This window comes from Pseudomonas antarctica (genome assembly GCF_001647715.1).
Lineage (GTDB): Bacteria > Pseudomonadota > Gammaproteobacteria > Pseudomonadales > Pseudomonadaceae > Aquipseudomonas > Aquipseudomonas antarctica_A.
In genome coordinates this window covers 2,176,563-2,202,616 of the sequence record NZ_CP015600.1, presented here as the reverse complement: position 1 = coordinate 2,202,616, position 26,054 = coordinate 2,176,563, and the positions used below count along the sequence as shown (strand labels likewise).

The 26,054-nt window shown below is 60.8% G+C and carries 22 protein-coding genes; 16 read left to right on the top strand and 6 right to left on the bottom strand.

Annotated elements, in window-relative coordinates; all coding sequences use genetic code 11:
* Window positions 1–68 precede the first annotated feature (68 nt).
* The 5 genes from A7J50_RS10210 to A7J50_RS10190 are packed head-to-tail and all read left to right on the top strand — an operon-like array spanning window position 69 to window position 4,174.
* Window positions 69–875 (top strand): alkaline phosphatase family protein, encoded by an 807-nt coding sequence (locus A7J50_RS10210; protein ID WP_064451678.1) that lies wholly within the window; start codon window positions 69–71, stop codon window positions 873–875.
* Entirely contained in the window at window positions 872–1,717 is an 846-nt protein-coding gene (locus tag A7J50_RS10205; protein WP_064451677.1) for an ABC transporter permease, read from the top strand. The genes A7J50_RS10210 and A7J50_RS10205 overlap by 4 nt, the downstream gene beginning before the upstream one ends.
* Window positions 1,704–2,504 (top strand): ABC transporter permease, encoded by an 801-nt coding sequence (locus tag A7J50_RS10200; protein WP_064451676.1) that lies wholly within the window; start codon window positions 1,704–1,706, stop codon window positions 2,502–2,504. Before A7J50_RS10205 ends, A7J50_RS10200 begins: the two co-directional genes overlap by 14 nt.
* Entirely contained in the window at window positions 2,501–3,490 is a 990-nt protein-coding gene (locus A7J50_RS10195) for an ABC transporter ATP-binding protein (RefSeq protein ID WP_064451675.1), read from the top strand. Before A7J50_RS10200 ends, A7J50_RS10195 begins: the two co-directional genes overlap by 4 nt.
* Window positions 3,491–3,520: 30 nt before the next feature.
* Window positions 3,521–4,174, top strand: a complete 654-nt coding sequence (locus A7J50_RS10190) for an HAD family hydrolase (RefSeq protein WP_064451674.1) — start codon at window positions 3,521–3,523, stop codon at window positions 4,172–4,174.
* 145 nt (window positions 4,175–4,319) lie between these two features.
* On the opposite strand, the gene A7J50_RS10185 is transcribed toward A7J50_RS10190, so the two are convergent.
* A complete protein-coding gene (locus A7J50_RS10185) occupies window positions 4,320–5,282 on the bottom strand; it encodes a zinc-binding dehydrogenase (protein ID WP_064451673.1) in 963 nt (320 codons plus the stop codon).
* A 138-nt stretch (window positions 5,283–5,420) separates the two neighbouring features.
* Between A7J50_RS10185 and A7J50_RS10180 the strand changes: the two genes are divergently transcribed.
* Both A7J50_RS10180 and A7J50_RS10175 read left to right on the top strand, forming a co-directional pair.
* Complete coding sequence (locus tag A7J50_RS10180; protein WP_237140895.1) at window positions 5,421–7,502, top strand: carboxy terminal-processing peptidase; 2,082 nt, start codon at window positions 5,421–5,423, stop codon at window positions 7,500–7,502.
* A gap of 117 nt (window positions 7,503–7,619) precedes the next feature.
* Complete coding sequence (locus tag A7J50_RS10175; RefSeq protein ID WP_064454893.1) at window positions 7,620–9,389, top strand: bifunctional diguanylate cyclase/phosphodiesterase; 1,770 nt, start codon at window positions 7,620–7,622, stop codon at window positions 9,387–9,389.
* Here A7J50_RS10175 and A7J50_RS10170 read toward each other — a convergent pair.
* The 4 genes from A7J50_RS10170 to A7J50_RS10155 form a co-directional block, all read right to left on the bottom strand.
* Window positions 9,386–9,757 carry a hypothetical protein gene (locus A7J50_RS10170; RefSeq protein ID WP_005786715.1) on the bottom strand — a complete coding sequence of 124 codons (372 nt, stop codon included), beginning with the start codon at window positions 9,755–9,757 and terminating at the stop codon, window positions 9,386–9,388. The two genes, A7J50_RS10175 and A7J50_RS10170, sit on opposite strands and share 4 nt — an antisense overlap.
* Window positions 9,754–10,092, bottom strand: a complete 339-nt coding sequence (locus A7J50_RS10165; protein WP_064451671.1) for a helix-turn-helix domain-containing protein — start codon at window positions 10,090–10,092, stop codon at window positions 9,754–9,756. Before A7J50_RS10165 ends, A7J50_RS10170 begins: the two co-directional genes overlap by 4 nt.
* 95 nt (window positions 10,093–10,187) lie before the next feature.
* Window positions 10,188–10,643: a YkvA family protein gene (locus tag A7J50_RS10160; RefSeq protein ID WP_064451670.1), complete on the bottom strand. Its 456-nt coding sequence runs from the start codon at window positions 10,641–10,643 to the stop codon at window positions 10,188–10,190.
* Window positions 10,644–10,966: 323 nt separating this feature from the next.
* Entirely contained in the window at window positions 10,967–11,707 is a 741-nt protein-coding gene (locus tag A7J50_RS10155) for an FKBP-type peptidyl-prolyl cis-trans isomerase (protein ID WP_064451669.1), read from the bottom strand.
* A gap of 245 nt (window positions 11,708–11,952) precedes the next feature.
* Here A7J50_RS10155 and A7J50_RS10150 point away from each other — a divergent pair, with 245 nt between their 5' ends.
* From A7J50_RS10150 to A7J50_RS10115, 8 genes are all read left to right on the top strand, one after another.
* A complete protein-coding gene (locus A7J50_RS10150; RefSeq protein WP_064451668.1) occupies window positions 11,953–13,764 on the top strand; it encodes a di-heme-cytochrome C peroxidase in 1,812 nt (603 codons plus the stop codon).
* The gene (locus tag A7J50_RS10145) at window positions 13,761–14,924 is read left to right on the top strand and encodes a catalase family protein (protein ID WP_082895855.1); all 1,164 of its coding nucleotides are present in this window, start codon (window positions 13,761–13,763) and stop codon (window positions 14,922–14,924) included. The genes A7J50_RS10150 and A7J50_RS10145 overlap by 4 nt, the downstream gene beginning before the upstream one ends.
* Window positions 14,925–15,478: 554 nt before the next feature.
* Window positions 15,479–15,577: a K(+)-transporting ATPase subunit F gene (gene kdpF / locus A7J50_RS10140; RefSeq protein ID WP_053255293.1), complete on the top strand. Its 99-nt coding sequence runs from the start codon at window positions 15,479–15,481 to the stop codon at window positions 15,575–15,577.
* A gap of 107 nt (window positions 15,578–15,684) precedes the next feature.
* Window positions 15,685–17,391 (top strand): potassium-transporting ATPase subunit KdpA, encoded by a 1,707-nt coding sequence (gene kdpA, locus A7J50_RS10135; RefSeq protein WP_064451667.1) that lies wholly within the window; start codon window positions 15,685–15,687, stop codon window positions 17,389–17,391.
* A 10-nt stretch (window positions 17,392–17,401) separates the two neighbouring features.
* On the top strand, window positions 17,402–18,049 hold the full coding sequence (gene kdpC / locus A7J50_RS10130; protein WP_064451666.1) for a K(+)-transporting ATPase subunit C: 648 nt from the start codon (window positions 17,402–17,404) through the stop codon (window positions 18,047–18,049).
* 12 nt (window positions 18,050–18,061) lie between these two features.
* Window positions 18,062–20,131: a potassium-transporting ATPase subunit KdpB gene (kdpB, locus tag A7J50_RS10125; protein WP_156526267.1), complete on the top strand. Its 2,070-nt coding sequence runs from the start codon at window positions 18,062–18,064 to the stop codon at window positions 20,129–20,131.
* A gap of 76 nt (window positions 20,132–20,207) precedes the next feature.
* Entirely contained in the window at window positions 20,208–22,859 is a 2,652-nt protein-coding gene (locus A7J50_RS10120; RefSeq protein WP_064451664.1) for a sensor histidine kinase, read from the top strand.
* Window positions 22,856–23,548 carry a response regulator gene (locus tag A7J50_RS10115; protein ID WP_064451663.1) on the top strand — a complete coding sequence of 231 codons (693 nt, stop codon included), beginning with the start codon at window positions 22,856–22,858 and terminating at the stop codon, window positions 23,546–23,548. The genes A7J50_RS10120 and A7J50_RS10115 overlap by 4 nt, the downstream gene beginning before the upstream one ends.
* Here A7J50_RS10115 and A7J50_RS10110 read toward each other — a convergent pair.
* Window positions 23,508–24,431, bottom strand: coding sequence for a LysR family transcriptional regulator (locus A7J50_RS10110; RefSeq protein WP_064451662.1), 924 nt, complete (start codon window positions 24,429–24,431; stop codon window positions 23,508–23,510). The two genes, A7J50_RS10115 and A7J50_RS10110, sit on opposite strands and share 41 nt — an antisense overlap.
* Before the next feature lie 106 nt (window positions 24,432–24,537).
* Between A7J50_RS10110 and A7J50_RS10105 the strand changes: the two genes are divergently transcribed.
* Window positions 24,538–26,049 carry an MFS transporter gene (locus A7J50_RS10105; RefSeq protein ID WP_156526266.1) on the top strand — a complete coding sequence of 504 codons (1,512 nt, stop codon included), beginning with the start codon at window positions 24,538–24,540 and terminating at the stop codon, window positions 26,047–26,049.
* The last annotated feature ends 5 nt before the right edge of the window (window positions 26,050–26,054 follow it).

Sequence of the window (26,054 nt, the reverse complement as noted above, 5' to 3'; positions counted from 1 at the left end):
GCGCCCACATTTGATCCGGTTCCAGGATGAAACCGAGCCAAACCAGCCGTTGCGGAGCGTCTCCCCCTATGAAGCACAACGTCATCCTTGTGGTGCTCGACGGCCTGAACTACGAGGTTGCCCGACATGCCATGGGGCATCTCCAGGCCTATATCGGCGCAGGACGCGCAGCGCTTTACAAACTGGACTGTGAACTGCCGGCTCTGTCCCGGCCGTTGTATGAATGCATCCTCACCGGCGTGCCACCGATCGACAGCGGCATCGTCCACAACAATGTCTCGCGCCTGTCCAACCAGCGCAGCATTTTCCATTACGCCACCGACGCAGGTCTCACTACAGCGGCGGCGGCTTATCACTGGCTCAGCGAGTTGTATAACCGCACGCCCTTTGTTGCCGCGCGTGATCGTCATACCGACGACAAGGCGCTGGCGATCCAGCACGGACATTTCTACTGGAATGACCACTACCCGGATTCACACCTGTTCGCCGACGCCGAAAGCCTGCGCCGCAAACACGCGCCGAATTTCCTGGTGGTACACCCGATGAACATTGATGACGCCGGCCACAAGCATGGCCTCGATACGCCGCAATACCGCAACAGCGCGCGCTCGGCCGATATCATCCTCGCCGACTACCTGCAAGGCTGGCTCGATGCCGGTTACCAGGTGTTGGTGACTGCGGACCACGGCATGAACAACGATCGCTCCCACAACGGCCTGCTGCCGGAAGAACGTGAAGTGCCGCTGTTCGTGCTGGGCTCGGCCTTCAACTTCGACCCTTCTGCCAGCCCCAAGCAAACCGAACTGTGCGGCACCGTCTGCGAACTGCTCGGCGTACCCCACGACAAACCTGTATGCCGGGAGCTGCTGAAGTGAACTCCATCATCCGTGGCAAATGGCTGGCGATCCTCTGCCTGGTACCGTTTGCGCTGTTCTTTATCGTGTTTGAAATCGCCCCGCTGGTGTGGGTGATGATCAACAGCCTGCAATCGGAGGAGTTCGGCTGGGGCCTGGCCAACTTCACCAGGATCTTCAGTTCGAAGTTCTACCTGCAGGCCATCCAGTACAGCCTGGAGATCAGCTTCTATTCCAGCGTGTTCGGCATCATCATCTCGGTGCTCGGCAGCTACTCGTTACGCCGTGTGGATGGGCCGCTGCGCAACTTCGTGACCGCCTTTGCCAACATGACCAGCAACTTTGCCGGCGTGCCCCTGGCCTTCGCGTTCATCATCCTGCTGGGTTTCAACGGCAGCATCACCATCATGCTCAAGCAGGCCGGGATCATTCAGGACTTCAACCTGTACTCCAAGACCGGGCTGATCATTCTCTATACCTACTTCCAGATTCCACTGGGCGTGCTGCTGCTTTACCCCGCCTTCGATGCGTTGCGTGAAGACTGGCGGGAGTCGGCCTCGCTGCTCGGCGCCAACGGCTGGCAGTTCTGGCGGCACATTGGTCTGCCGGTGCTCACCCCTGCCCTGCTCGGCACCTTCGTGATCCTGCTGGCCAACGCCCTTGGCGCCTATGCCACGGTGTACGCGCTGACCACCGGCAACTTCAACGTGCTGCCGATTCGCATCGCGGCAATGGTCTCCGGCGACATCTCTCTGGACCCGAACATGGCCAGTGCCCTGGCCGTGGTGCTGGTGGCGCTGATGACGGTGGTCACCGTGGTCCATCAACTGCTGCTCAAGAGGAGCTACCATGTCTCGCGCTGAAGCCGGCTCGGCCTCCCTCTACCATCGGGTAGTGGTGTATGTGTTATTCGCGATCCTGGTGTTGCCGCTGGTGGGCACCTTTGTCTACTCCATTGCCAGCAGTTGGTCGGCAACGATCTTGCCGGCCGGTTTCACCGTCAAATGGTACGTGCAGCTCTGGAGCGACCCACGCTTCCTGGCTGCCTTCGGCCAGTCGCTGCTGGTGTGCGTGGGCGCACTGATCCTGTCGGTGGTGCTGATTTTGCCGCTGCTGTTCGTGGTGCATTACCACTTCCCCAAACTCGACGCGCTGATGAACATTTTGATCCTGCTGCCCTTCGCGGTGCCGCCGGTGGTGTCATCTGTGGGCTTGCTGCAATTGTATGGCTCCGGGCCATTTGCAATGGTGGGCACGCCGTGGATTCTGATCGGCTGCTACTTCACCGTGGCTCTACCGTTCATGTACCGCGCGATCACCAACAACCTTCAAGCGATCAACCTGCGCGACCTGATGGACGCCTCGCAACTGCTGGGTGCCAGCACCTGGCAGGCGGCGATCCTGGTGGTGCTGCCAAACCTGCGCAAAGGCCTGATGGTGGCGCTGCTGCTGTCGTTCTCGTTTCTGTTCGGTGAGTTCGTGTTTGCCAATATTCTGGTGGGCACCCGCTATGAAACCCTGCAGGTCTACCTGAACAACATGCGCAACACGAGCGGCCACTTCACCAGTGCCATCGTCATTTCCTATTTCTTCTTTGTGCTGGTGCTGACCTGGGCCGCCAATATCTTGAACAAGGACAAAAGCCAATGAGCTTCGTCAGCGTCCAACACCTGCAAAAAGGCTACGCCGGCACCCCGGTGTTCAGCGACATCAACTGCGAGATCGCCAAGGGCGAGTTCGTCACCCTGCTCGGCCCGTCCGGCTGCGGCAAGTCGACCTTGCTGCGCTGCATCGCCGGGCTTACGTCGGTGGACAGTGGGAAAATTCTGCTGGATGGCCAGGACATCGTCCCCCTGAGCCCGCAGAAACGGCATATCGGCATGGTGTTCCAGAGCTATGCGCTGTTCCCCAACATGACCGTGGAACAGAACGTCGCCTTCGGCCTGCGCATGCAAAAGGTCAACGCCGACGACAGCCACAAGCGTGTGCAGGAAGTGCTGCAACTGGTGGAACTCAAGGAACTCGCCGGTCGCTACCCGCACCAGATGTCCGGCGGCCAGTGCCAGCGTGTGGCACTCGCCCGCTCCCTGGTGACCCGCCCGCGCCTGTTGCTGCTGGATGAGCCGCTGTCGGCGCTGGACGCACGGATCCGCAAGCATCTGCGCGAACAGATCCGCCAGATCCAGCGTGAACTGGGGCTGACCACGATCTTCGTGACCCATGACCAGGAAGAAGCCCTGACCATGTCGGACCGCATCTTCCTGATGAACCAGGGCAAGATTGTGCAGAGCGGCGATGCCGAGACCCTCTACACTGCGCCGGTGGATGTATTCGCCGCCGGGTTTATCGGCAACTACAACCTGCTCGACGCCGACAAGGCCAGCCAATTGCTGCAACGCCCGATCAGCGGGCGCATCGCGATTCGCCCGGAAGCCATCGAACTGAGCCGCAGCGGCGAGCTGGACGCGCTGGTGCGCAGCCACAGCCTGCTGGGCAACGTGATTCGCTACCGCGTTGAAGCGCGCGGCGTGGAGTTGGTGGTCGACGTGCTCAACCGTTCCGCCGACGACCTGCACCCGGATGGGCAGCGCCTGGCACTTTCCATCGACCCGAGTGCGTTGTGTGAAGTAGCCTGACGCAACGATTTAATTGAGAGAGCATGACGGATGGCATTGGTAATTTTTGATCTGGACGACACCTTGATCCACGGCGACTGCGCCACGCTGTGGAGCGAGCAGATGGGTCGCCTGGGCTGGGTCGACCCTGAGTCGTTCATGCGCAAGAACAACGAACTGATGGACGCCTACAGCCAGGGCAAGCTGTTGATGGAGGACTTCATGGACTTCAGCCTGGAGCCGATGATCGGGCGCACGCCGGAAGAAATCGACCACTTGGTAGAGCCATGGGTCGAGGATGTGATTGAGCCGCTGATCTACAGCGACGCCACCAAAACCATCGCCCGGCACCGCGCGAATGGCGACCGGATTCTGGTGATTTCCGCCTCGGGTACTCACTTGGTTACGCCGATTGCCGCACGTATCGGTATCGATGAAGTGCTGGGGATTGATCTGGACGTCAGCCATGGCGCTTACAGCGGCCGTACCGTGGGTGTGCTGACTTACCGTGAAGGCAAGATCACACGGTTGCTGGAATGGTTGGAGCAGGAAGGTGAATCACTGGAGGGGGCGTATTTCTACTCGGATTCGCGCAATGATTTGCCATTGCTGCTGAAGGTCGATCACCCGCAGGTGGTGAACCCGGACCCGGTGTTGCGCGAGCATGCTGAAAAAGCCGGCTGGCCGATTCATCAGTGGGTGTGACCCCAACCTCTTTGAATTGAAATCCTATCAAAATGTGGGAGGGGGCTTGCTCCCGATAGCGGTATGACAGTGAAGAATTCTTCATCTGACACACTGCGATCGCGAGCAAGCCCCCTCCCACACTTGATTGCATCTCAACTTGAGATCAGACCAAGCTCTCGTCAATCACTAACACCAATTTCCCGGAAATCTGGTTGCTCGCCAACGCGGCAAAGGCCGCCTCGGCATCCCTGATCGAGAAGGTCTTGGCCAGTTGCGGGTTCAAGCGCCCCTCTGCAAACAGCGGCCACACCTGCTGGCTCAAATCACTCAACAGGTCCGCCTTGAACTCATCGCTGCGGCTGCGCAAGGTCGAGCCGAGTAACTGGATGCGCTTGCCCAGCACCTGAGCCAAGTCGAGCTGAGCGTCACGCCCGCCCATCAAGCCAATCAACACCCAACGACCATCCAGGGCCAGCAGCTTCAGGTCCAGGGCCGCGTAGTTGCCGCCAACCGGGTCGAGGATCACATCGAACGGCCCAAAATCGCGCAGCCCTTCAATACCGTCGGTACGTACCACGCCGCCCTGAGCGCCGAGCGCCTCGCAGTAGGCCAGCCGTTCCGCCGAGCCGACACTGACCCAGCAGGGGCTGCCAAATGCCTTGCACAACTGGATTGCCGCCGAGCCCACGCCGCTGGCGCCGGCATGCAACAACACTTTTTCACCGGGTTTAAGGCCCGCCAACTGGAACAGATTCAGCCATGCCGTGCTGTACACCTCTGGCAACGCCGCGGCTTCGGCCAGCGACAAACCTTCCGGCACGGGCAGCACGTGGCGGGCGTCCACCACCACTTCTTCGGCCATGCCACCACCGGCCAGCAGCGCGCAGACGCGATCACCGACTTGCCAGGACGAACCTGCACCCACTTCGCTGATTACCCCGGAACACTCCAGGCCGAGTACATGGCTGGCACCCGGAGGGGGCGGATAGAGCCCCGCGCGCTGTAACAAATCGGCGCGATTAAGGCCAGCAGCCGCCACACGAATGCGAACTTGGCCTACATCGCAGGTAGGACTGGGCTCTTCCAACCACTCCACATGACCTTCAACGCCTTGCAATGCTTTCACAGTGCCTCCATAGTGAGTCTGGACTGAGCCCGTAGCTGTAGCGCCGGGCTTTTTGCATTATGCGACCGGATCATATGGAACCGGCTCCCTCAAAGACGGCCTAATATGCGTTATCAATTGCCCCCGCGTCGAATCAGCATGAAGCATCTGTTCCCCAGCACCGCCCTCGCTTTTTTCATTGGTCTCGGCTTCGCGTCGATGTCGACCAATACGTTCGCAGCCAATAGCTGGGACAATCTTCAGCCTGATCGCGATGAGGTGATTGCCAGCCTTAACGTTGTCGAGTTGCTAAAGCGCCATCACTACAGCAAGCCGCCGCTGGACGACGCTCGCTCGGTGATCATCTATGACAGCTACCTCAAGCTGCTGGACCCGTCGCGCAGCTACTTCCTGGCCAGCGATATCGCTGAGTTCGACAAGTGGAAGACTCAGTTCGACGACTTCCTCAAGAGTGGCGACCTGCAGCCAGCGTTCACCATCTACAAGCGTTACCTGGACCGCGTCAAAGCGCGTCTGGACTTCGCCTTGGGTGAGCTGAACAAGGGCGTCGACAAGCTCGACTTCACGCAGAAGGAAACCCTTCTGGTGGACCGCAAGGACGCACCTTGGCTGACCAGCACCGCCGCGTTGGATGACCTGTGGCGCAAACGCGTCAAGGACGAAGTGCTGCGCTTGAAGATCGCCGGCAAAGAGCCGAAGGCCATTCAAGAGCTGTTGACCAAGCGCTACAAGAATCAGTTGGCACGTCTGGACCAGACCCGTGCCGAAGACATCTTCCAGGCCTACATCAACACCTTCGCGATGTCTTACGACCCGCACACCAATTATCTGTCGCCAGATAACGCGGAAAACTTTGATATCAACATGAGTCTGTCGCTGGAAGGCATTGGTGCCGTCCTGCAAAGCGACAATGACCAGGTCAAGATCGTGCGTCTGGTACCGGCAGGTCCTGCCGACAAGACCAAGCAGGTCGCCCCGGCGGACAAGATCATCGGCGTGGCCCAGGCCGACAAAGAGATGGTCGATGTGGTCGGCTGGCGCCTGGACGAAGTGGTCAAGCTGATCCGTGGGCCGAAAGGCAGCGTGGTGCGCCTGGAAGTGATTCCGCACACCAATGCGCCGAACGACCAGACCAGCAAGATCGTGTCCATCACCCGTGAAGCGGTGAAGCTCGAAGACCAGGCTGTGCAGAAGCAAGTCCTCAACCTCAAGCAGGATGGCAAGGATTACAAACTGGGCGTGGTGGTGATCCCGGCGTTCTACCTGGACTTCAAGGCGTTCCGCGCCGGTGACCCGGACTACAAGAGCACCACCCGCGACGTTAAGAAAATCCTGACAGAGCTGCAGAAGGAAAAAGTCGACGGCGTGGTCATCGACCTGCGCAACAACGGCGGCGGCTCCCTGCAGGAAGCCACCGAGCTGACCAGCCTGTTTATCGACAAAGGCCCGACCGTGTTGGTACGCAACGCTGACGGCCGTGTCGACGTGCTCGAAGACGAGAACCCGGGCGCGTTCTACAAAGGTCCGATGGCGTTGCTGGTCAACCGCCTCTCGGCCTCGGCTTCGGAGATTTTCGCCGGCGCCATGCAGGACTACCACCGCGCGTTGATCGTCGGCGGCCAGACCTTCGGTAAAGGCACCGTGCAGACCATTCAGCCGCTGAACCATGGCGAACTGAAGCTGACCATTGCCAAGTTCTACCGGGTTTCCGGGCAGAGCACCCAGCATCAGGGCGTACTGCCGGATGTTGATTTCCCGTCGATCATCGACACCAAGGAAATCGGCGAAAGCGCGCTGCCCGAAGCGATGCCGTGGGACACCATTCGCCCTGCGATCAAACCCGCTTCGGACCCGTTCAAGCCGTACCTGACGCAGCTCAAGGCTGACCATGACGCTCGCTCCGCCAAGGATGCCGAGTTCGTGTTTATCCGCGACAAACTGGCCCTGGCCAAGAAGCTGATGGAAGAAAAAACCGTCAGCCTTAACGAAGCGGATCGCCGTGCGCAGCACACCGACATCGAGAATCAGCAGCTTGTGCTGGAAAACGCCCGCCGCAAGGCCAAGGGCGAAGACCCGCTCAAAGAGCTGAAGAAAGAAGATGAGGATGCCCTGCCGACCGAGCCTGAAAAAACCAAGCCGGAAGACGACGCCTACCTGTCCGAGACAGGCCGGGTACTGCTGGACTACCTGAAAATCAGCAAGCAGGTGGCCAAGCAGTAAATGAAGTCAATTTAATGTGAGCGCTCCCAAGAGTGTCATCATATAGACATCATTCTGTCGTGAAATGAAGGACCGCAGGCTTAATGCCTGCGGTCCTTTTTTTTGATCGAGATCGCCATGACCATGACCGAACAGCTGAATGCATTGGGTTCAATCCTGGCTCAAGGCAGTTTGCACAGCTTGTTCCAACCGATCATTTGCCTGTCCGAGCGGCGCATCCTCGGCTACGAAGCCCTCAGCCGTGGCCCGTCCAATAGCCCGCTGCACTCCCCCGTCGCCCTGTTCTCGGTAGCCAGCCATGCCGGGCGCCTCAGTGAACTGGAAATCGCCTGCCGTGAAAGCGCATGCCGGCGCTTCAGTGAACAGAAACTGCCGGGCAAACTGTTCCTGAACATCTCGCCGGAATCCCTGATGGAGACGGCGCACCAGCCGGGCCGCACGCTGCAACTGTTGCGCGACTTCGGTATCCCACCCAGCCAAGTGGTGATCGAGCTCACCGAGCAGACGCCAACCGACGATTTCGACTTGCTGCAAACCGCGCTGCATCATTACCGCAACATGGGCTTCGCCATCGCTCTGGATGACTTGGGCGCCGGCTATTCCAGCCTGCGTTTATGGTCGGAACTGCGCCCGGATTACGTGAAGATCGACCGGCATTTTATCGACGGCATCCACCAGGACGCGCTCAAGCGCGAATTCGTCGGCTCCATCTTGCAGATCGCCAGGGCATCCCGCGCCCAAGTCATTGCCGAAGGTATTGAGCTGCCCGAAGAATTGGCGGTGTTGACCGAGATGGGCGTTGACCTGGTCCAGGGCTACCTGCTCTGCCGTCCACAGGAACAGCCTCCCCAGGAAGCACGCCTGATGCTGCCCAAACAGGACAACGCCAACCTCACCCTCAGCGAAGAAAGCAGCGACCTCAGCGCCCTGCTCAACGAACAACCTGCAGTGGATCAGGACACCGCCACGGCCCTGGTCCTGGAATCCTTCCGCCGCCAGGCCAACCTCAACTCCCTGGCTGTGCTGGATGGGCGCGGCCACCCGGTCGGCATCGTGCACCGGCATTCCTTGTCGGACGCGCTGCTCAAGCCGTTCGCCACTGACCTGTTCGCGCGCAAGCCCATCAGCCGCTTGATGAGCGATGACTTTCTGGCGGTGGAGTTGAGCCAATCCCTGCAGCAAGTCAGCCGCTTGTTGACCAGCCGCGCACGCCAGCGAATTGAAGAAGATTTCATCATCACCCTCAATGGCGATTACCTCGGCCTGGGTCGGGTCATTGATGTGCTCAAGCTGATCACCGAACTGAAGATCCAACAAGCGCGTTACGCCAACCCACTGACACTGCTACCCGGCAATGTGCCGATTCAGCAATGCCTGACGCGCCTGCTGCAACAACGGCGCGAGTCGGTGATCTGCTACGTGGATATCGACAGCTTCAAGCCGTTCAACGATATCTATGGCTACGGGCGCGGGGATGAGGTGTTGCTGTGCCTGGCGCAGTGCCTGAACGACCGGGTCGACCCGAGCCGCGACTTTGTCGGGCATATCGGCGGGGATGATTTTTTGCTGGTGCTCGGCCCGCAGGATTGGCGCAAGCGGCTCAACCAGTTGCTGGATGACTTCCACACGCAATGCCGACGCTTCTATCGCGCCGAACACCTCGACGCCGGCTGCTTCGTGGCGTTGAACCGCCAGGGCGCGCGCCAGGAGTTCGCCTTGCTGTCGCTGTCGATCGGCGTGGTGCATTTGTATCCACAGGCCTGTGGACAACTGGATGCCAGCCAGTTGGCGGAGATGGCCTCACAGGCCAAGCACCACGCCAAGGATGTGGCCGGTTACAGCATTCATGTCATCGACAGCATGGACAGCCTGCCCCAGGCGCTCTAAGCCTCGGCGGATTCCGGATACTCGTATTCGAACACTCGCACCACTTCCGAGGCATGCCAGGACGCGGCGGCCACACCATCGGATGGCCCGCTGAAACGCCCCAGGCGCTCTACACACTCAAAGAAACCGGTACGCGGCAAGCGACTGGCGCCCTGGCTGATGACCAGAGAGCTGCGCAAGGGCTGCTCGGCCTTGGCGTCCAGTGCGGCCAGGTGTTCAAGGGCTGCGGCCAGCGTCTGCATCGCCGGTGTGGGGAACTGCAGGCGCTCGAGCAGCGCGCGGTAGGTCAGCAGGTGGCGCTGGCGGCGCGCCTGGTCCAGTTCGTTGAGTAACCCATCCCAGTGTTGACGACTGATTCGTAGGCTCAAGATTCATCCCTCCAACCTGCAACGCCCAATTCCCAGGCCAGGCTGCGGCGTATGGCGGCATCCGGCTGGCGTTCACCACGTTCAATCAATCCAAGATATGACGGGCTGATACCCACCGTGCGGGCCAGGGTTTCGATGGCCAGGCCCTTGGCTTCACGCAGGCCGCTCAGGTCCGCGAGCGGGCGCAGGTCCTGGTCAATCGTGATGGGTGCGGCGGGGGAAGAAGCGGCTGTGGGTTGCGGCTGACCGGCGGCTTTTAGCAGCGCCTGGTACTGGTCCCATGGCAACACCGCATACTCGGGCTCGCCATTGCGTAAAATTATCTGAATATCCATGACTGCCCCGTAGGATAACAACACTTACTAAGTAAGTTCTTTCCTTAGAAGTGTAATCCTAACAGCCCCGAAGGTCGCAGGGGATATAAGAGTCATCAGTTTTTTTGTGGGTTTTCCTGGGCCAGGAGTGCAGCCGTCGCAGGCAGTCGCTCAACCACGGCGAGTTTTTCCGGGCGCTGGGCGTCGCGCCAGGCGCGAAAAGCGCTCAGCTCGCCGTTCAAGGTCTTCATGACCCATGCCAGCACAGCGATGTCATCGAGCATGCCGAATACCGGGATAAAGTCCGGGATCGCATCAATCGGGCTGAGGAAATACATCAACCCCGCCACCACCGAGATCAGCGCCTTGGGGCTGATCGCCCGGTATTCTCCGCGCCAGTAAGCCAGGCACAGGGCCTGGAGCAATTTGAGATCATCCTTGAACTTACCCAGCCGGTTGCCCTGGTTTGAGCCTTTGGCGGCAACGGCAAACAGCAGGGTAGGTAAACGCCCACGGCCCAGCAAGCGCGCAGCCATGGGCAGGAAACGGGTGAAATTGAAAGGTGGTTTCATGCGTCACTCCAGTTCCAGGCGACATAAAAGGTTATCCACACAAATTGTGGATAACCTTGTGAACAGAGCCTGTTTTATCGGCTGAAAGCCACGGACTACAAGGCTTTCAGTCAGATCGGGCGTTTTTTGCGCACATAAAAAAAACCCAAGATTTCATTGACTTGGCGCTTCGGTGCGGCTACCCGTGCTCGAGTCTAATATCAGACTGTTTCAGATTGCAGGGGTTCGTTTGGATTTGCATCGGGTTTGACTGGCGAGGTTTTGCCATACCCCAGATACGACAACGCCCCGTCGAAACGGGGCGTCGTGTGTTCAGCTGCCGATTACTTCTTGGCAGCCGGAGCAGCAGGAGCGTCAGGGGCTTCAGCCTTGGCTGGGTCCTTGATGGCCAGCAGTTCCAGATCGAATACCAGCACGGAGTTGGCTGGAATCGCAGGGCTCGGGCTCTGCGCGCCGTAGGCCAGGTCGGACGGGATGTACAACTCGACCTTCTCGCCCACGTGCATCAGTTGCAGGCCTTCGACCCAACCCGGGATCACGCCGCTGACCGGCAGGTCAATCGGGCTACCGCGATCTACGGAGCTGTCAAAGGTAGTGCCGTTGGTGAGCTTGCCGGTGTAGTGAACAGTCACCACGTCGGTCGGCTTAGGCTGAGCGCCATCGGCCTTCTTCACGATCTTGTACTGCAGACCGGAAGCCGTGGTCACTACGCCGTCTTTCTTGGCGTTTTCTTCAAGGAATTTCTTGCCGGCGGTTGCCGACTCCTCGCTCATTTTGGTCATGCGTTCTTCAGCACGCTTCTGCAGTGCGGCAAACGCTTCAACCAGCTCGTCGTCTTTGAGCTTCTGTTCTTTCTTGCCAACGGCATCTTCGATGCCCTGGGCTACTGCTTTGGAGTCCAGGTCATCCATGCCTTCTTGAGCAAGGCTTTTGCCCATGTTCAGGCCGATGCCGTAGGAAGCTTTCTGCGCCGGGGTTTTCAGCTCTACGCTGGTCTGCGAATCACAACCCGCAAGTACCAGGCTAACCAGGGCCACCGCCGCCGCCAACCGATGCTGTTTCATGCTATTTCCTTGTTCGTGCGCCAAAAGGGCATTCGAGTAAAGTCGCGAGCTTATCAGGCGGCCACGACCAATGGCTACCGGCATCTGAGCAGGAAACTTCTGATAAGTTCACGTGTTTAAAAGCATTTTCATTCATTATGACGTTCCGCGAAGGATCGCGGACTGCCTCTAACAGCCTACTGGCCACTTGCCGCACCTGTGGCGCAATGGCATAAGAACGCTACAACTCGACAAGGATAGTTATCTTGCGCATTTTTTCCCGTGTTTTACTCCTGATACTTGCAGTACTGGGCATTGCCCTCACCGTGGTGCTCTATTACACCGCCAACCCCAAGCTGCCGGACTACGTGCCCGTGGAGCAGGTGCACTACCAGGACCAATGGAGTGCGGCTGATCGCCAGACGTATTACTTCACGCCTCAGGGCACCCAGGTAAAAGGCCTGCATTACAACTGGTTCACCGCTCTGGAACTGCCGTTTTCGGAGCAGCGTTTTGCCACGCCCGAATACCTCGCGCGCTTTGGTTTCCTGGTCGATCCCAAGCAAGTCCCTACCGCGCAGAACCCCGGCAACCTGCCGGTAGGTTTCGCCCGGCACCAGAACGCCGGCAGCAATGTTGAATACCTGGATATCACCTGCGCCGCCTGCCATACCGGCGAATTGCACTTCAAAAACCAGGCCCTGCGCATCGACGGCGGCTCGGCCCAGCATGTGCTGCCCTCCAGCGTGCCGACCCTGCGTGGCGGCAGTTTCGGCCAAGCCCTGGTGGCCAGTCTTGCCGCCACCTATTACCTGCCGTGGAAGTTCGACCGTTTCTCCCGCAGCGTGCTCGGTCACGACTATGACGAGCACAACAAGCAACAATTGCGTCAGGACTTCAAAGCGTCGCTGAACCAGTTCCTCAGCGTTGCCTGGAACGACACCCACCGCGGCCTCTACCCTACCGAAGAAGGGCCGGGGCGCACCGATGCGTTTGGCCGCATCGCCAATGCCAGCTTCGGCGACGCCATTTCAGCAGAGAATTATCGCGTCGCCAATGCGCCGGTGGACTACCCACACCTGTGGGATATCTGGACCTTCGACTGGGTGCAGTGGAACGGCTCAGCCCAGCAACCCATGGCGCGCAATATCGGTGAAGCCCTTGGCGTTGGCGCCACCCTGGATTTCTTCGACAGCGCCGGCCAGCCCCTTCAGGGCGTTGCGCGCTACCCATCGAGCGTACGGGTGCGTGACCTCAACCGAATCGAGGAGACCCTGCAACGCCTCAAACCACCCGCCTGGCCGGAAGACCTGTTCGGTGCCGTCGACAAGCCCCTCGCCGCCCAAGGCCGTGCACTGTTCGCCGAGAACTGTGCCGGCTGCCACGTGCCCGCCGTCAATCAGGTCAATGGTCGCCCGGTGCAGCAACTGAAGATGCTGCCTGTGGAATACATCGGCACCGACCCCAGCGCCGCCACTAACATCGCCGATCAGCGCTACGACCTCAGCGCCCTGCAATGGGACGCGGCGGAATTGGCCACGCTCAACGTCGAGTTGCACCCCAAGCCGAGCGCCCCGCTGGATCTGCACAAAATGTCGGTTGCCCAGGGCCTCGCCTACGTCACCGCCTTCGTCGAGGACCACGCCTACCGTGCGGCCGGCGTGACCCCGGCCGAACGCCCAAGCCTGGACGGGTTCGGCCTGCCCATTGGCGTGCGCGAGTTGCGCGCCTACAACGCGCGGCCATTGGCCGGCGTGTGGGCCACCCCGCCGTTCCTGCATAACGGCTCAGTACCCACGATCTTCCAATTGCTCTCGCCTCAGGACGAGCGCAGCACCACCTTCTACAAAGGCACGTTCAACTACGACCCGCGCCACCTGGGCTTTGAGACTGGCGCCTTCAAAAATGCCTTTGTGTTCGATACCACAATCACCGGCAACCACAACAGCGGTCACGAATTCCGTGACGGCAAGCGTGGCAATGGCGTGATCGGCCGCGCCCTGCTGCCGCAGGAACGTTGGGCGCTGCTGGAATACCTCAAAGTGCTGGGCGGCCCGCTGGAGCAACAACTGCCATGATGATCCGATCTCAATACAAGCAACCTTCGATGCTCGCACGTCTGTGGCTGCGCCTCGGCGCATTTCTGGGTAAAACCCTGTTGTGGCTGGTGGGCCTGGGACTGCTGGGCTGGCTGGTGGCAACGGCCTGGTTTGCCTGGCAACACAGTGGCCCGGTTTCACCGGACGAGCAGGTCCCGCCCGGTGAAGCGACCATGAGCCAGGGCATCATTCAGACGGCGGTGCGTATCGTCGACCAGCATCGCGAAGGCACCCGCTACCTGCGTGATGCGCACGCCAAGGCGCATGGCTGTGTGAAGGCCGAAGTCAGTGTGTTGAAGGACCTTGATCCGGCCTTGCGCCAGGGCGTTTTCGCCGAGCCGGGCAGAACCTGGCAAGCGCTGATGCGCTTGTCCAACGGCAACGCCTATCCGCAGTTCGACAGCATCCGTGATGCGCGGGGCATGGCAATCAAGCTGCTGGATGTACCGGGCAAACAGCTGATGGCGGACCAGCAAACACGCACCGAGCAAGACTTTGTGATGTTCAGCCACCCGAACTTCTTTGTCAGCGACGTAGCGGAGTACGCGCAAAACATCGGCGCCCAGGCCGATGGCAAGAAAGTCCTGGCGTTCTTCCCCAACGTCGACCCACGCAGCTGGCAGGTGCGCCACTTGTTTATCGCCCTGGCGACCCTGGCGCCGCCACCGGCCAGCCCGACGCAGACCACGTACTTTTCAGTTTCGCCCTACAAATTTGGTGCGGCGAATGCCAAGTTTCGCGTCGCACCCGATCCGCAAAACTGCCCGGACTATGTGCTGCCAAAACAGAATCAGGACCTGCCGAATTTCCTGCGCAGCGCCTTGAATCAGCAACTGTCCACCGACCGAGTGCCGGCGTGTTTTGTGTTGCAGATTCAGCGGCAGAACCCGCAGAAGTTCATGCCGATCGAAGACACCAGTATCGAATGGAAGGAAAGCGACGCGCCTTATGAAACGGTGGCCAAGGTGAACATCCCCGCGCAGGATTTCGACACGCCGGCCTTGAACCTCGCCTGCGACAACCAATCGTTCAACCCTTGGTTCGGGCTGGAGGCGCATCGACCGATTGGCGGAATCAACCGACTGCGCAAAGCGGTGTATGAGGCTATCAGCGACTATCGGCATAGTCGTAACTTGTAATCGATGGGCGCTGGCTTGCCGGCAATGCCAGCACCTCGGTGTATCAGCCACACTGAGTGGCTGCCCTCGCAGGCACGCCAACTCCCACCTCTGGACCGCGTTCGATATAAAAGATGCAGTGACCCATTTCGCGTAAAGAAGGCGTATAGATTGCCTATTCGCCATAACGATTACGTCGTCCCTATTGAGCAACTAAGGCTGCACACTTTACCGTCACTTCCTACCCCCAAAACCCGTAGGAAGTCATCGTGGAAAGTTCAACTTTAGGCATGGTCGTCCTGTCAATGATTGCGCTCTTCGGCACCGCCGCGTTTTGCTTCGAGCACCTTGCTACCCGCGGCGAGAAGAAAAAGAAAGCCAAATAAGCTGATCACTGAAATCAGCAGAACCCCAGACTTTCAAGGGATACCCCGGCATCGGGCTATCCCTTGTTTTCGTTCGTCCGCGCAAAAACCTTCTATATACCGTCTTAATACCGCCGCCTGTAATCAGTGCCCGAGCTTGATACGCCAACGCTTAACCTCGCCGGCTTATTCAACAAGGGGAGTTTCACCGTGCTTACACTGACCTTCATCTATGTCGCCAGCGGTTTATGTGCCGTCGGGCTGTTCGCTTACTTGGGCTACGCCCTCATTCGCGCCGAAAAGTTCTAGGGAGTTCGCCATGTACGACGTGATGTTCATGGGGCTTTCCCTGGTGTTTTTTGTTGCGACTGCCATGGCCATTGTTGCCATGGGCAAGATTTGAACGGAGCCACGACATGTTAAGCACTTTGCTGGAATTTGCGCTGGTCCTGGGGTTGATGACCGCGCTTGCCGTGCTGATGGGCAAGTGGCTGACCCGGGTGTTCACCGGGGCCCGCCATGCCTTGCCGGAACGTTTTACCTATCGCCTGCTGGGCGTCGACCCACTGGAAACCATGGGCTGGGCTCGCTACGGTTCGGCCCTGCTGCTGTCGAACGCGGCGATGATGCTGCTGGGCTATATCGTCCTGCGCTTGCAGGCGGTGCTGCCGATTAACCCACTGGGGTTGGCCGCGCAAACCCCGGACCTGGCGTTCAACACTGCCGCCTCCTTTATTACCAACACCAACTGGCAGGCGTACTCGGGTGAAACCAGTCTGTCAAACTTCAGCCAGATGGCCGTCATCACCTTTCTGATGTTTGTCGGCGCCACTTCAGGCGTCGTTGCCGCCGCAGGTTTTATTCGCGGATTGAGCCGCTCAAGTGCGGCCGATATCGGCAACTTCTGGGTCGACTTCACGCGCACGCTGTACCGGGTAATGCTGCCGCTGTGCGTGGGCATGGCGCTGGTGTATGTGTGGCAAGGCATGCCACAGACCTTCGCCTCCCAAGCCTTGGCCACGACGCTGGAAGGCGCGCAGCAACAGTTGATTGTCGGTGCGGTCGCCAGCTTTGAATCGATCAAGCATATCGGCACCAACGGCGGCGGTTTCTTCAGCATGAATGCTGCGCACCCGTTCGAAAACCCGACACCGCTGACCAACATCCTGCACATCCTCAGCATGCTGTTGATCCCGTCGGCGCTGACCTACACCTTCGGCAGCATGCTGCTGCAACGCCGTCAGGGCTGGGTGTTTTTCGGCACGTTCCTGGTGATGTTTATCGGCTTCCTGGCGCTGGTGTATGGCGCCGAACAGACCGGCAACCCGCTGCTGACCCAGGCCGGTGCCAACCAGACGCTGTCGATTGAGCAAAGCGGCGGCAATATGGAGGGCAAGGAACTGCGCTTCGGCATCGCCGACAGCAGCCTGTTTATCGCCACCACCACGGCGGCGACCACCGGCTCCGTCAACACCATGCATGACTCGCTGACCCCCATGGGCGGCTTCGTGCCCCTGGCGCAGATGATGCTCAACTGCGTATTTGGCGGTGACGGCGTGGGCTTCATCAACCTGATCCAGTACGCGCTGCTCACGGTGTTCCTGGTGGGCATGATGATCGGCCGCAGCCCGGAATTCCTCGGCAAGAAAATCGAGGCCCGAGAGATGAAACTGGTGATGCTCTCGGTGCTCGCACACCCGATCAGCATTCTTGGTTTCACCGCCCTCGCCGCCCTGTGGCCAGACACGATGGCCAGCCTGAACAACCTCGGCCCCCACGGTTTCAGCGAGGTGCTGTACGCCTACACCTCCGGCACCGCCAACAACGGTTCGGCCTTCGCCGGCCTGAACGCCAACACGCCGTTTTTCAACACCACCATCGGTCTTGCAATGTTGATCGGACGCTTCTTCACCATGCTGCCGATGCTCGCTGTGGCCGGCTCCCTGGCGATGAAAAAGACCGTGCCTGCCGGCGCCGGCACCATCCCTACTGCGACCCCGCTGTTCATGCTGCTGGTGGTGTTCGTGGTGCTGGTGGTCGGTGGCTTGACCTTCTTGCCGGCGCTCGCGCTCGGCCCACTGGTGGAGCAACTGCAGTTGCTGTCCGGCCAGACGTACAACTAAGGACATGTTGATGACGACTCAATCGATATTCAAAGGGCTGTTGCGCCCGGTGCTGGTTTCGGCGGTGTTTTTCATGCTGCTGACAGGGCTGGCGTACCCGGCCTTCACCACACTGGCGGCGCAACTGTTGTTCCCGTTTCAGGCGCAGGGTTCGCTGATTGAACGCGACGGGCTGGTGATCGGCTCCGCGCTGATCGGCCAGGATTTCACCAAGCCCGCGTACTTCCATGGCCGCCCGAGCATGACCCTCGGTACCGACCCGCAAGACCCGAGCAAAAGCGTTTCGCAGCCCTACAACGCAGGCGCAAGCGGCGCCAGCAACCTGGGGCCGACCAGCCAGAAACTGGTGGACCAGGTCAGCGCACGCGCCAAAGCCTATCGCCAGGACAACGGCCTGCCCGCCGACGCACCGGTACCGGTGGACGCGGTCACCGCTTCCGCATCGGGCCTGGACCCGCACATCTCGGTGGCCAACGCCCGGCTGCAACTGGCGCGGGTGGCGCGCTTGCGGCAGATCCCCGAAACCGAACTGCTGCAACTGCTCAACGACCACACCGCCGCCCGCACCCTTGGTTTGCTCGGCGAGCCACGGGTGAATGTGCTGCAACTCAACTTGGCGCTGGATGCGCGTCAGCCCTCTATTGCGGTCAGTGAGTAAGAGATGTCCCTCATGAAGAATGCTCGTTTACCCCTGTTTGATCGGCGCATCGTGCTCACTGCCGGCGTCGATGCGCTGAAGAAATTACTGCCCCAGGCCCAGTGGAAAAACCCGGTGATGTTCGTGGTGTACCTGGGCAGCATCCTCACGACCTTGCTGTGGTTCCAGTCCCTGGGTGGCAAGGGTGAAGCGCCCAGCGGCTTTATCCTCAGCATCACCTTGTGGCTGTGGTTCACCGTGCTGTTCGCCAACTTCGCCGAAGCCCTGGCCGAAGGTCGCAGCCGCGCACAGGCCGCGAGCCTGCGCGGCATGAAACGCCAGACCCTGGCCAAGTTGCTGCAGCAACCGCGTCATGGCGCAGCCTGGTTGCCGATGGAAGCCAGCTTGTTGCGCAAGGACAACGTGGTGCTGATCGAAGCCGGCGACCTGGTGCCGCTGGACGGTGTGGTGATTGAAGGCGTGGCCTCGGTGGATGAGAGCGCGATCACCGGTGAATCGGCGCCGGTGATTCGCGAGGCCGGTGGCGACTTCTCCTCGGTCACCGGCGGCACACGCGTGCTGTCCGATTGGCTGGTGGTGCGCATCAGCGTCAACCCGGGCGAATCGTTCCTGGACCGCATGATCTCGATGGTCGAATCGGCCAAGCGCCAGAAGACGCCCAACGAAGTCGCGCTGACGATTTTGCTGGTGGGCCTGACCTTGCTGTTCCTGCTGGTCATCGCCACCTTGAGCCCCTACTCGATCTTCGCCGTGGCCATGAGCGGCAGCGGCAGCGTGATCAGTGCCACGGTGTTGGTGGCGTTGCTGGTGTGCCTGATCCCCACCACCATCGGCGGCCTGCTTTCGGCCATCGGCGTGGCAGGCATGAGCCGGATGATGTCGGCCAATGTCATTGCCACCTCCGGCCGTGCCGTCGAGGCGGCAGGCGATGTGGATGTGTTGCTGCTGGACAAGACCGGCACCATCACCTTGGGCAACCGCCAGGCCAGCAGCTTTTTGCCGGCACCGGGCGTGAAGGAAGCCGAGTTGGCCGATGCCGCGCAACTGGCGTCCCTGGCCGACGAAACCCCGGAAGGTCGCAGCATCGTGGTGCTGGCCAAGCAGAAGTTCGACATCCGCGCGCGCGATATCAACGCCCTGGGCGCCAGCTTCGTGCACTTCACCGCGCAAACGCGCATGAGCGGCGTCGACCTGCCGGAAGGCCGGGCGATTCGCAAGGGCGCAGCGGATGCGATTCGCAGCCACATCGAGGCCTTGGGCGGCAGTTTCCCGGCCGCGCTGCAGGCCAAAGTCGATGAAGTGTCACGGCGTGGCAGCACACCGCTGGTGGTGTCCGACGGTGCCAAAGCCTTGGGTGTGGTTGAGCTTAAGGACGTCGTCAAAGGCGGCATCAAGGAACGCTTTGCCGAACTGCGGCGTATGGGCATCAAGACCGTGATGATCACCGGCGACAACCGCCTGACGGCCGCCGCGATTGCGGTGGAAGCCGGGGTGGATGATTTCCTCGCCGAGGCTCGCCCGGAAGACAAGTTGCAACTGATCCGCGACTACCAGGCCCAGGGCAAGCTCGTGGCCATGACCGGCGACGGCACCAACGACGCGCCGGCGCTGGCCCAGGCCGACGTAGCGGTGGCGATGAACAGCGGCACCCAGGCCGCCAAAGAGGCCGGCAACATGGTCGATCTCGACAGCAACCCGACCAAGTTGATCGAAGTGGTCGAGGTCGGCAAACAGATGCTCATGACCCGTGGCGCCCTCACCACGTTCAGCGTGGCAAATGACGTGGCCAAGTATTTCGCGATCATCCCGGCCGCGTTTGTCGCGACCTACCCACAGCTCGGCGCCTTGAACGTGATGCACCTGAGCAGCCCCAACTCGGCGATTCTCAGCGCGGTGATTTTTAACGCGCTGATCATTGTCGCGTTGATCCCCTTGGCCTTGCGCGGCGTGACTTACCGGGCCATCGGCGCGGCGGCGTTGCTCAATCGCAACCTGTTGATCTACGGCGTGGGCGGTGTGCTGGTGCCGTTCGCCGGGATCAAGTTGATCGACATGCTGCTCAGCGGGTTGGGCTTGGTGTAAGCCACACCGTCACTCAACTGTGGGAGCTGGCTTGCCAGCTCCCACCGTTAAATGTGTTGTATTCAACAGGAATGACATGCCCGCATTAAACGACGAACGCCCCGACCCCGACGCCCTATTGGCCCGGGTACAGCTGGAAGAACAGGCCGCCTTGCGCGGCAAATTGCGTATCTACTTCGGCTCAAATGCTGGGGTGGGCAAGACCTGTGCGATGCTCGCAGCGGCGCAACGCGAAGTCGCCCTGGGCCGTGACGTACTCGCCGGCGTGGTGGAAACCCATGGCCGCGCGGAAACCGCGGCGCTGCTCGATGGCCTCGAACAACTGCCGCGCGCCGCCCTGCTGCACCGCGACTTCGCGCTCAGCGAATTCGACCTCGACGCCGCCTTGCACAGGCACCCCGCCGTGGTGCTGGTGGACGAACTGGCCCACAGCAACGTGCCCGGCTCGCGTCACCCCAAACGCTGGCAAGACGTAGAAGAATTGCTCGGCGCCGGTATTGACGTGTGGACCAGCCTCAACGTCCAGCACCTGGAAAGCCTGAATGATCTGGTCAGTGGAATCATCGGCATCCGCGTGCGTGAAACCGTGCCCGATCACGTCTTCGATAACGCCCACGAAGTGGTGGTGATCGACCTGCCGCCCGATGATCTGCTGCAACGCCTCAAGGACGGCAAGGTCTACCTCGGCCCACACGCCGAACGGGCCTCAAAACATTTCTTCCGTAAGGGCAACCTGCTGGCCCTGCGTGAACTGACGCTGCGGCGCACAGCGGACCGGGTCGACACGCAGATGCGCGTATACCGCCGCGAACAGTCAATCAAAGCCTTATGGCCCGCGCGCGAACGGCTGCTGGTGGGTGTAGCGGGCGACGCGGGCGATGAGCGCCTGGTGCGCGAAGCCGCGCGCCTGGCGCAAAAACTCGAAGCGGACTGGATCGTGGTGCATGTCGCATCAGCCCAGGGCCGCGGCGCCAAGCGCTATCTGACGGCCATGAAAACCCTGACCCTGGCCAGCGAATTCGGCGCCGACACGGCAACACTGCCGGGCATGGACGTCGCCGACGCGCTGGTCGCCTGTGCCCGTGAGCACAACGCCAATCGCCTGGTGCTCGGCCACCATCCGCGCCAGGCGTGGCGGTTCTGGCATCAGTCGGTCAGCGACCGGATCAGCCGCAATCACCCGCAGATTGATCAGATCGTGATAGCCCACGGTGCAGTACCGGGGCCTGCGCCTGCCATCGAAAAACCGACACCTGCACCGGGCAGAGCCCTGGCCTATCTGTGGGCCACACTCGCCTGTTTCGCCGCCAGCGCCATTGCTGCATTGCTGCTGCAAGTGTTCGACCTGGCCAACGTCGTCATGCTGTTTTTGCTCACCGTGGTGTTGGTGGCCCTGCGTTACGGACGTGGCCCGGGCGTCTGGGCCGCGATGCTGGCGGTGCTGTGTTTCGACTTCTTTTTCGTGCAGCCGCGCTACTCGTTTACCGTCACTGACACCCAGTATTTCTTCACCTTTGCACTGATGCTCGGCATCGCCCTGATCACCGGGCAACTCACTGCGCGTCTGCGCCACGAAGCACGCACCGCCGCCGCGCGCGAACGGCGCGCCACCTCATTGGCGCGACTGGCTCGCGACCTGTCGGCGGCGCTGACGGTGGAGCAAATCAGTGAAGTCGCGCTGCGTACCTTCAGCGGTGTATTCGAAGCACGCGTCGGCCTGGCGCTGCCGGACGCCGCCGACGGCGTGCACAGCGTGGGCGCGGGCGGGTTGCCGATTGACGAGAGCATCGCCCAATGGACCTACGACCACGGCCAGGCCGCCGGTCACGGCACCGACACCTTGTCGGCGGCCAAAGGGTGTTACTTGCCGCTCAAGGCACCGATGCGCGTACGCGGCGTGCTGGTGCTGGAGCTGGCCCAGAGCGAACGCTTGAGCGATCCGCAGGAGCGCCGCCTGCTGGAAGCCTGCATGAGCCAGTTGGCGATTGCGCTGGAGCGGGTGCATTTCGTCGAAGTCGCGCAAAGCACGCTGGTGCAGATGGAAGGCGAGAAGATGCGCAACACCCTGCTCGCGGCAATATCCCACGACCTGCGTACCCCTTTGACCACCCTGATCGGTGCCGCCGACACCGCCCTGCCCCACGCCCCACCAGGCCCGCTGACCGAGTTGCTGCACGGCATCCATGAACAAGCGACGTCAATGCAGCGGCTGATCGAAAACCTGCTGGACATGGCCCGCATGCAGGAACGCGGTGTGCGCCTGAACCGGCAGTGGCATTCGCTGGAAGAAATCGTCGGCAGCGCACTGCGCCAGTTACGTGAACCTCTGGCGCAACACTGCGTGCACACCGCACTGGACCCGCGGTTGCCACTGGTGGAAATCGACGCGCTGTTGATCGAACGGGTGCTGGTCAACCTGTTGGACAACGCCGCCAAATACACCCCGCCAGGCAGCAGCATTACCGTCGCCGCCCGCTCTGCTGCGGACACCATTGTGCTGGACGTCAGCGACAACGGCCCGGGCCGGGCGCCGGCCAACTTGTTCGAACCCTTCACGCGCGGCCAGCAGGAATCATCCGTCGCTGGCATCGGCCTGGGCCTGGCACTGGCCAAACGCATCGTCGAAGCCCACGGCGGGCGCATCGAAGCCAACGCCGTTGAGGCATGCGGCATGCACTTCATCATCACTTTACCGGCAGGCACACCCCCGCCCATGGAAGCCTTATGAGCACCGCACGCATTTTGATTGTTGAAGACGAAGCCAATATCCGCCGCTTCGTCGGGATCGCCCTGCAAGATGAAGGTTTTCAGGTGTTCGAGGCCGACAGCGTCAAACGCGCGCTGATCCATGCCGCCAGCCGTCAACCGGACCTGGTGATCGTCGACCTCGGCCTGCCGGATGGCGACGGCAAACAATTGATCAGCGAACTGCGCGGTTGGTTGGCAGTGCCGATTCTGGTGTTGTCGGCGCGTGATCGCGAAGAAGAGAAAGTTGCCGCCCTGGACGCAGGTGCCGATGATTACCTGACCAAGCCGTTTGGTGTGCCCGAGTTGCTCGCACGCATCCGCGCCCAACTGCGCAGGCATGGTCAGACCGGCACCGTGGCAGCCACCAGCAAGGTCGCGTTTGGCGAGATTGAAGTCGACCTCTCGACCCACGAGGTATGGCGCCAGGGCCAGCCTGTGCATCTCACCCCCATCGAATACCGCCTGCTCTGCGCGATGATTCGCGGCCAGAGCCGGGTGCTGACCCACCGGCAATTATTGCTGGAAGTGTGGGGCCTGGATTACGTGGACCGCGCCCACTATTTGCGGGTGCACATGGCGCACTTACGGCAAAAGCTGGAAGAGGACCCGGCGCAGCCGCAGCATTTCATTACCGAGTTGCAGGTGGGGTATCGGTTGATGGGGTTGTAAAAAGGCGTTCGGCGACAAAGTCCACAAATACGCGGATTTTTGGCGAGAGATGCTGGCTCGAGGGCCACAGCGCCCAGAACTGTCCCTGGTCATCGGAGTGCCCGTCCAGCACGGTTTCCAGCTGCGCCTGCGCCAGCGCGTCCCGGGCCAGAAAGTCCGGCACGTAGGCTATGCCATGCCCATCGGTGGCGGCCATGAGCATGGCTTCCATGTTGTTCAAGGTCAGCGCAGTAGGCAGGCGTAATTGGGTGATCGCCGAGTTGGCGGACAAGGTCCATTCCATGATTTTGCCGGTGGTTGCAAAGCGATAACGCAGGCACTGATGGCGCTCAAGATCACCGAGGGTTTCCGGACGCCCGTTAGCCCGCAAGTATTTGGGTGATGCGCACAGTAAAAAGCGAAAAGGTCCGAGTTTACGGGCCATCAACGTCGAATCGGCGAGGCCGCCGCTGCGAATCACCACGTCGAAGCCCTCCTCTATCACATCCACCAGGAGGTCGTTGAAATCCAGCTCCAACTCAATCTCCGGATAGGCTTGCCTGAACGCGAGCAGGTGGGGAAAGAGGAAGCGATAGCCGATGGTGGGCAGGCTGACCCGCAATTTGCCGCGCGGGGCCTGCATGGCATGGGAAAGCATGGCGCGGGCGTCCTGCAGGTCATCGAGAATTTTCCGACAACGATCGTAGAACAATTGACCTTCGGCAGTCAGGCTGACCTTACGCGTGCTGCGGTGCAACAGCCGGACATTCAACGATGCCTCCAGCTTGACCACATTTTTGCCCACTGCCGAGGCGGAAATCCCCATCGCCCGCGCCGCGCCTGTGAAGCTGAGTGCTTCTGCGGTTTTCACGAAGGCGATCACACCACTGAGATTATCGGTCACACCATTACATCCTCATCGTCCGCTATGAACGGAATGTAGGCCTGTTTATCGGTAATTACATCCTGATTAGAGTCTTTATCTTCATAGAACGTTAGGAATGTACGCGATGAACACAGTCGAACCCGCCCATGGTCGCTATTCGATTCTGGCAGCCATTTGCCTGGCAGCCCTGGTGCTGCCCATGAGCTTTACCGGCGGCGCGGTGGCGACGCCGTTTATCGGCCAGGCATTTGCCGCCCACCCCACGCAACTGGTGTGGGTCACCAACGCGTTCATGCTCAGTTTCGGCAGTTTGTTGATGGCCGCCGGCACCCTCGCCGACCGCTATGGGCGCAAGCGCTTGTTCTTGTGGGGCATGGCGCTGTTTACCGTGGCCTCCCTGCTGCTGGCCGTGGCGCCGGGCATTCTTTGGCTGGATATAGTGCGCGGGGTGCAAGGCGTTGCGGCGGCCATTGCGTTGGCCAGTGGCTGTGCGGCGCTGGCACAGGTGTTTGATGGCCATGCCAGGACGCGTGCCTTCAGCCTGCTGGGCACTACTTTCGGCGCGGGCCTGGCGTTTGGCCCGCTGCTGTCGGGGCTGCTGATCGAACACTGGGGCTGGCGCGCGATTTTCCTGGGCACGGCATTGCTGGCGGGGCTCTCACTGCTGTTCGCCGTGCCCAACATGCGTGAGAGCCGCGACCCGCAGGCGCTGCACCTGGACGTGGCCGGCGTGCTGACCTTTTCGGCCATGCTGGTGAGCTTGACCACGGCGGTCATTCTGGCACCGGAACACGGTTGGGGCTCAGCAACTACCCGGTATCTGCTGGCGGCAGCAGCGGTGTTTTTGCTGGTATTTATTCGGGTTGAAAATCATACGAGCCAACCGATGCTCGACCTGCGGCTGTTTCGCTTTGGGCGCTTTATTGGTGTGCAGTTGCTGCCGATCGGCACCTGTTACTGCTACATCGTCCTGATCGTACTGTTACCGCTGCGGTTTATGGGTGTCGAAGGCGCCAGCGCATTTGAGGCGGGTTTAATGATGCTGGCGCTGTCCGCACCCATGCTGGTCGTACCGATTATTGCCGCAACGCTGACACGCTGGCTGTCGGCGGGCGTACTGTGCGCCGTTGGCCTGTTGATTGCGGCTGCGGGCTTGTACGGGTTGAGCCTGGCCAGGATCGGCCAGCCGTTGCAGACCGTCGCCGCACTGCTGGTCATCGGGATCGGCACGGGCTTGCCGTGGGGTTTGATGGATGGCCTGGCGATCAGTGTGGTACCCAAGGAGCGCGCGGGCATGGCGGCAGGCATTTTCAATACAACCCGAGTCGCCAGTGAAGGGGTGGCGCTGGCAATCACGGTTGCCGTGTTGAGCGCACTGGTTGCCCATCATCTGCCCGCAGGCACTGCGCAGGACGCGGCAGTGCTTGCCCAGCAGTTGGTCATGGGTGACGTCCGAGACGCCAGTGCAAACATCCCACTGGAATTGCTGCGCACAGCCTACCTTGCGGGCTTCAATACCTTGCTGCAATTGCTGGCAGGACTCACCCTGTCTACAGCGGCGGTGGTCTTTGTGTTCCTGAGCCGACGCGAAGTTGCGCCAATAGCCGTGGCGCCGACCGTTGAGTCGCTGCGCTGAATCGC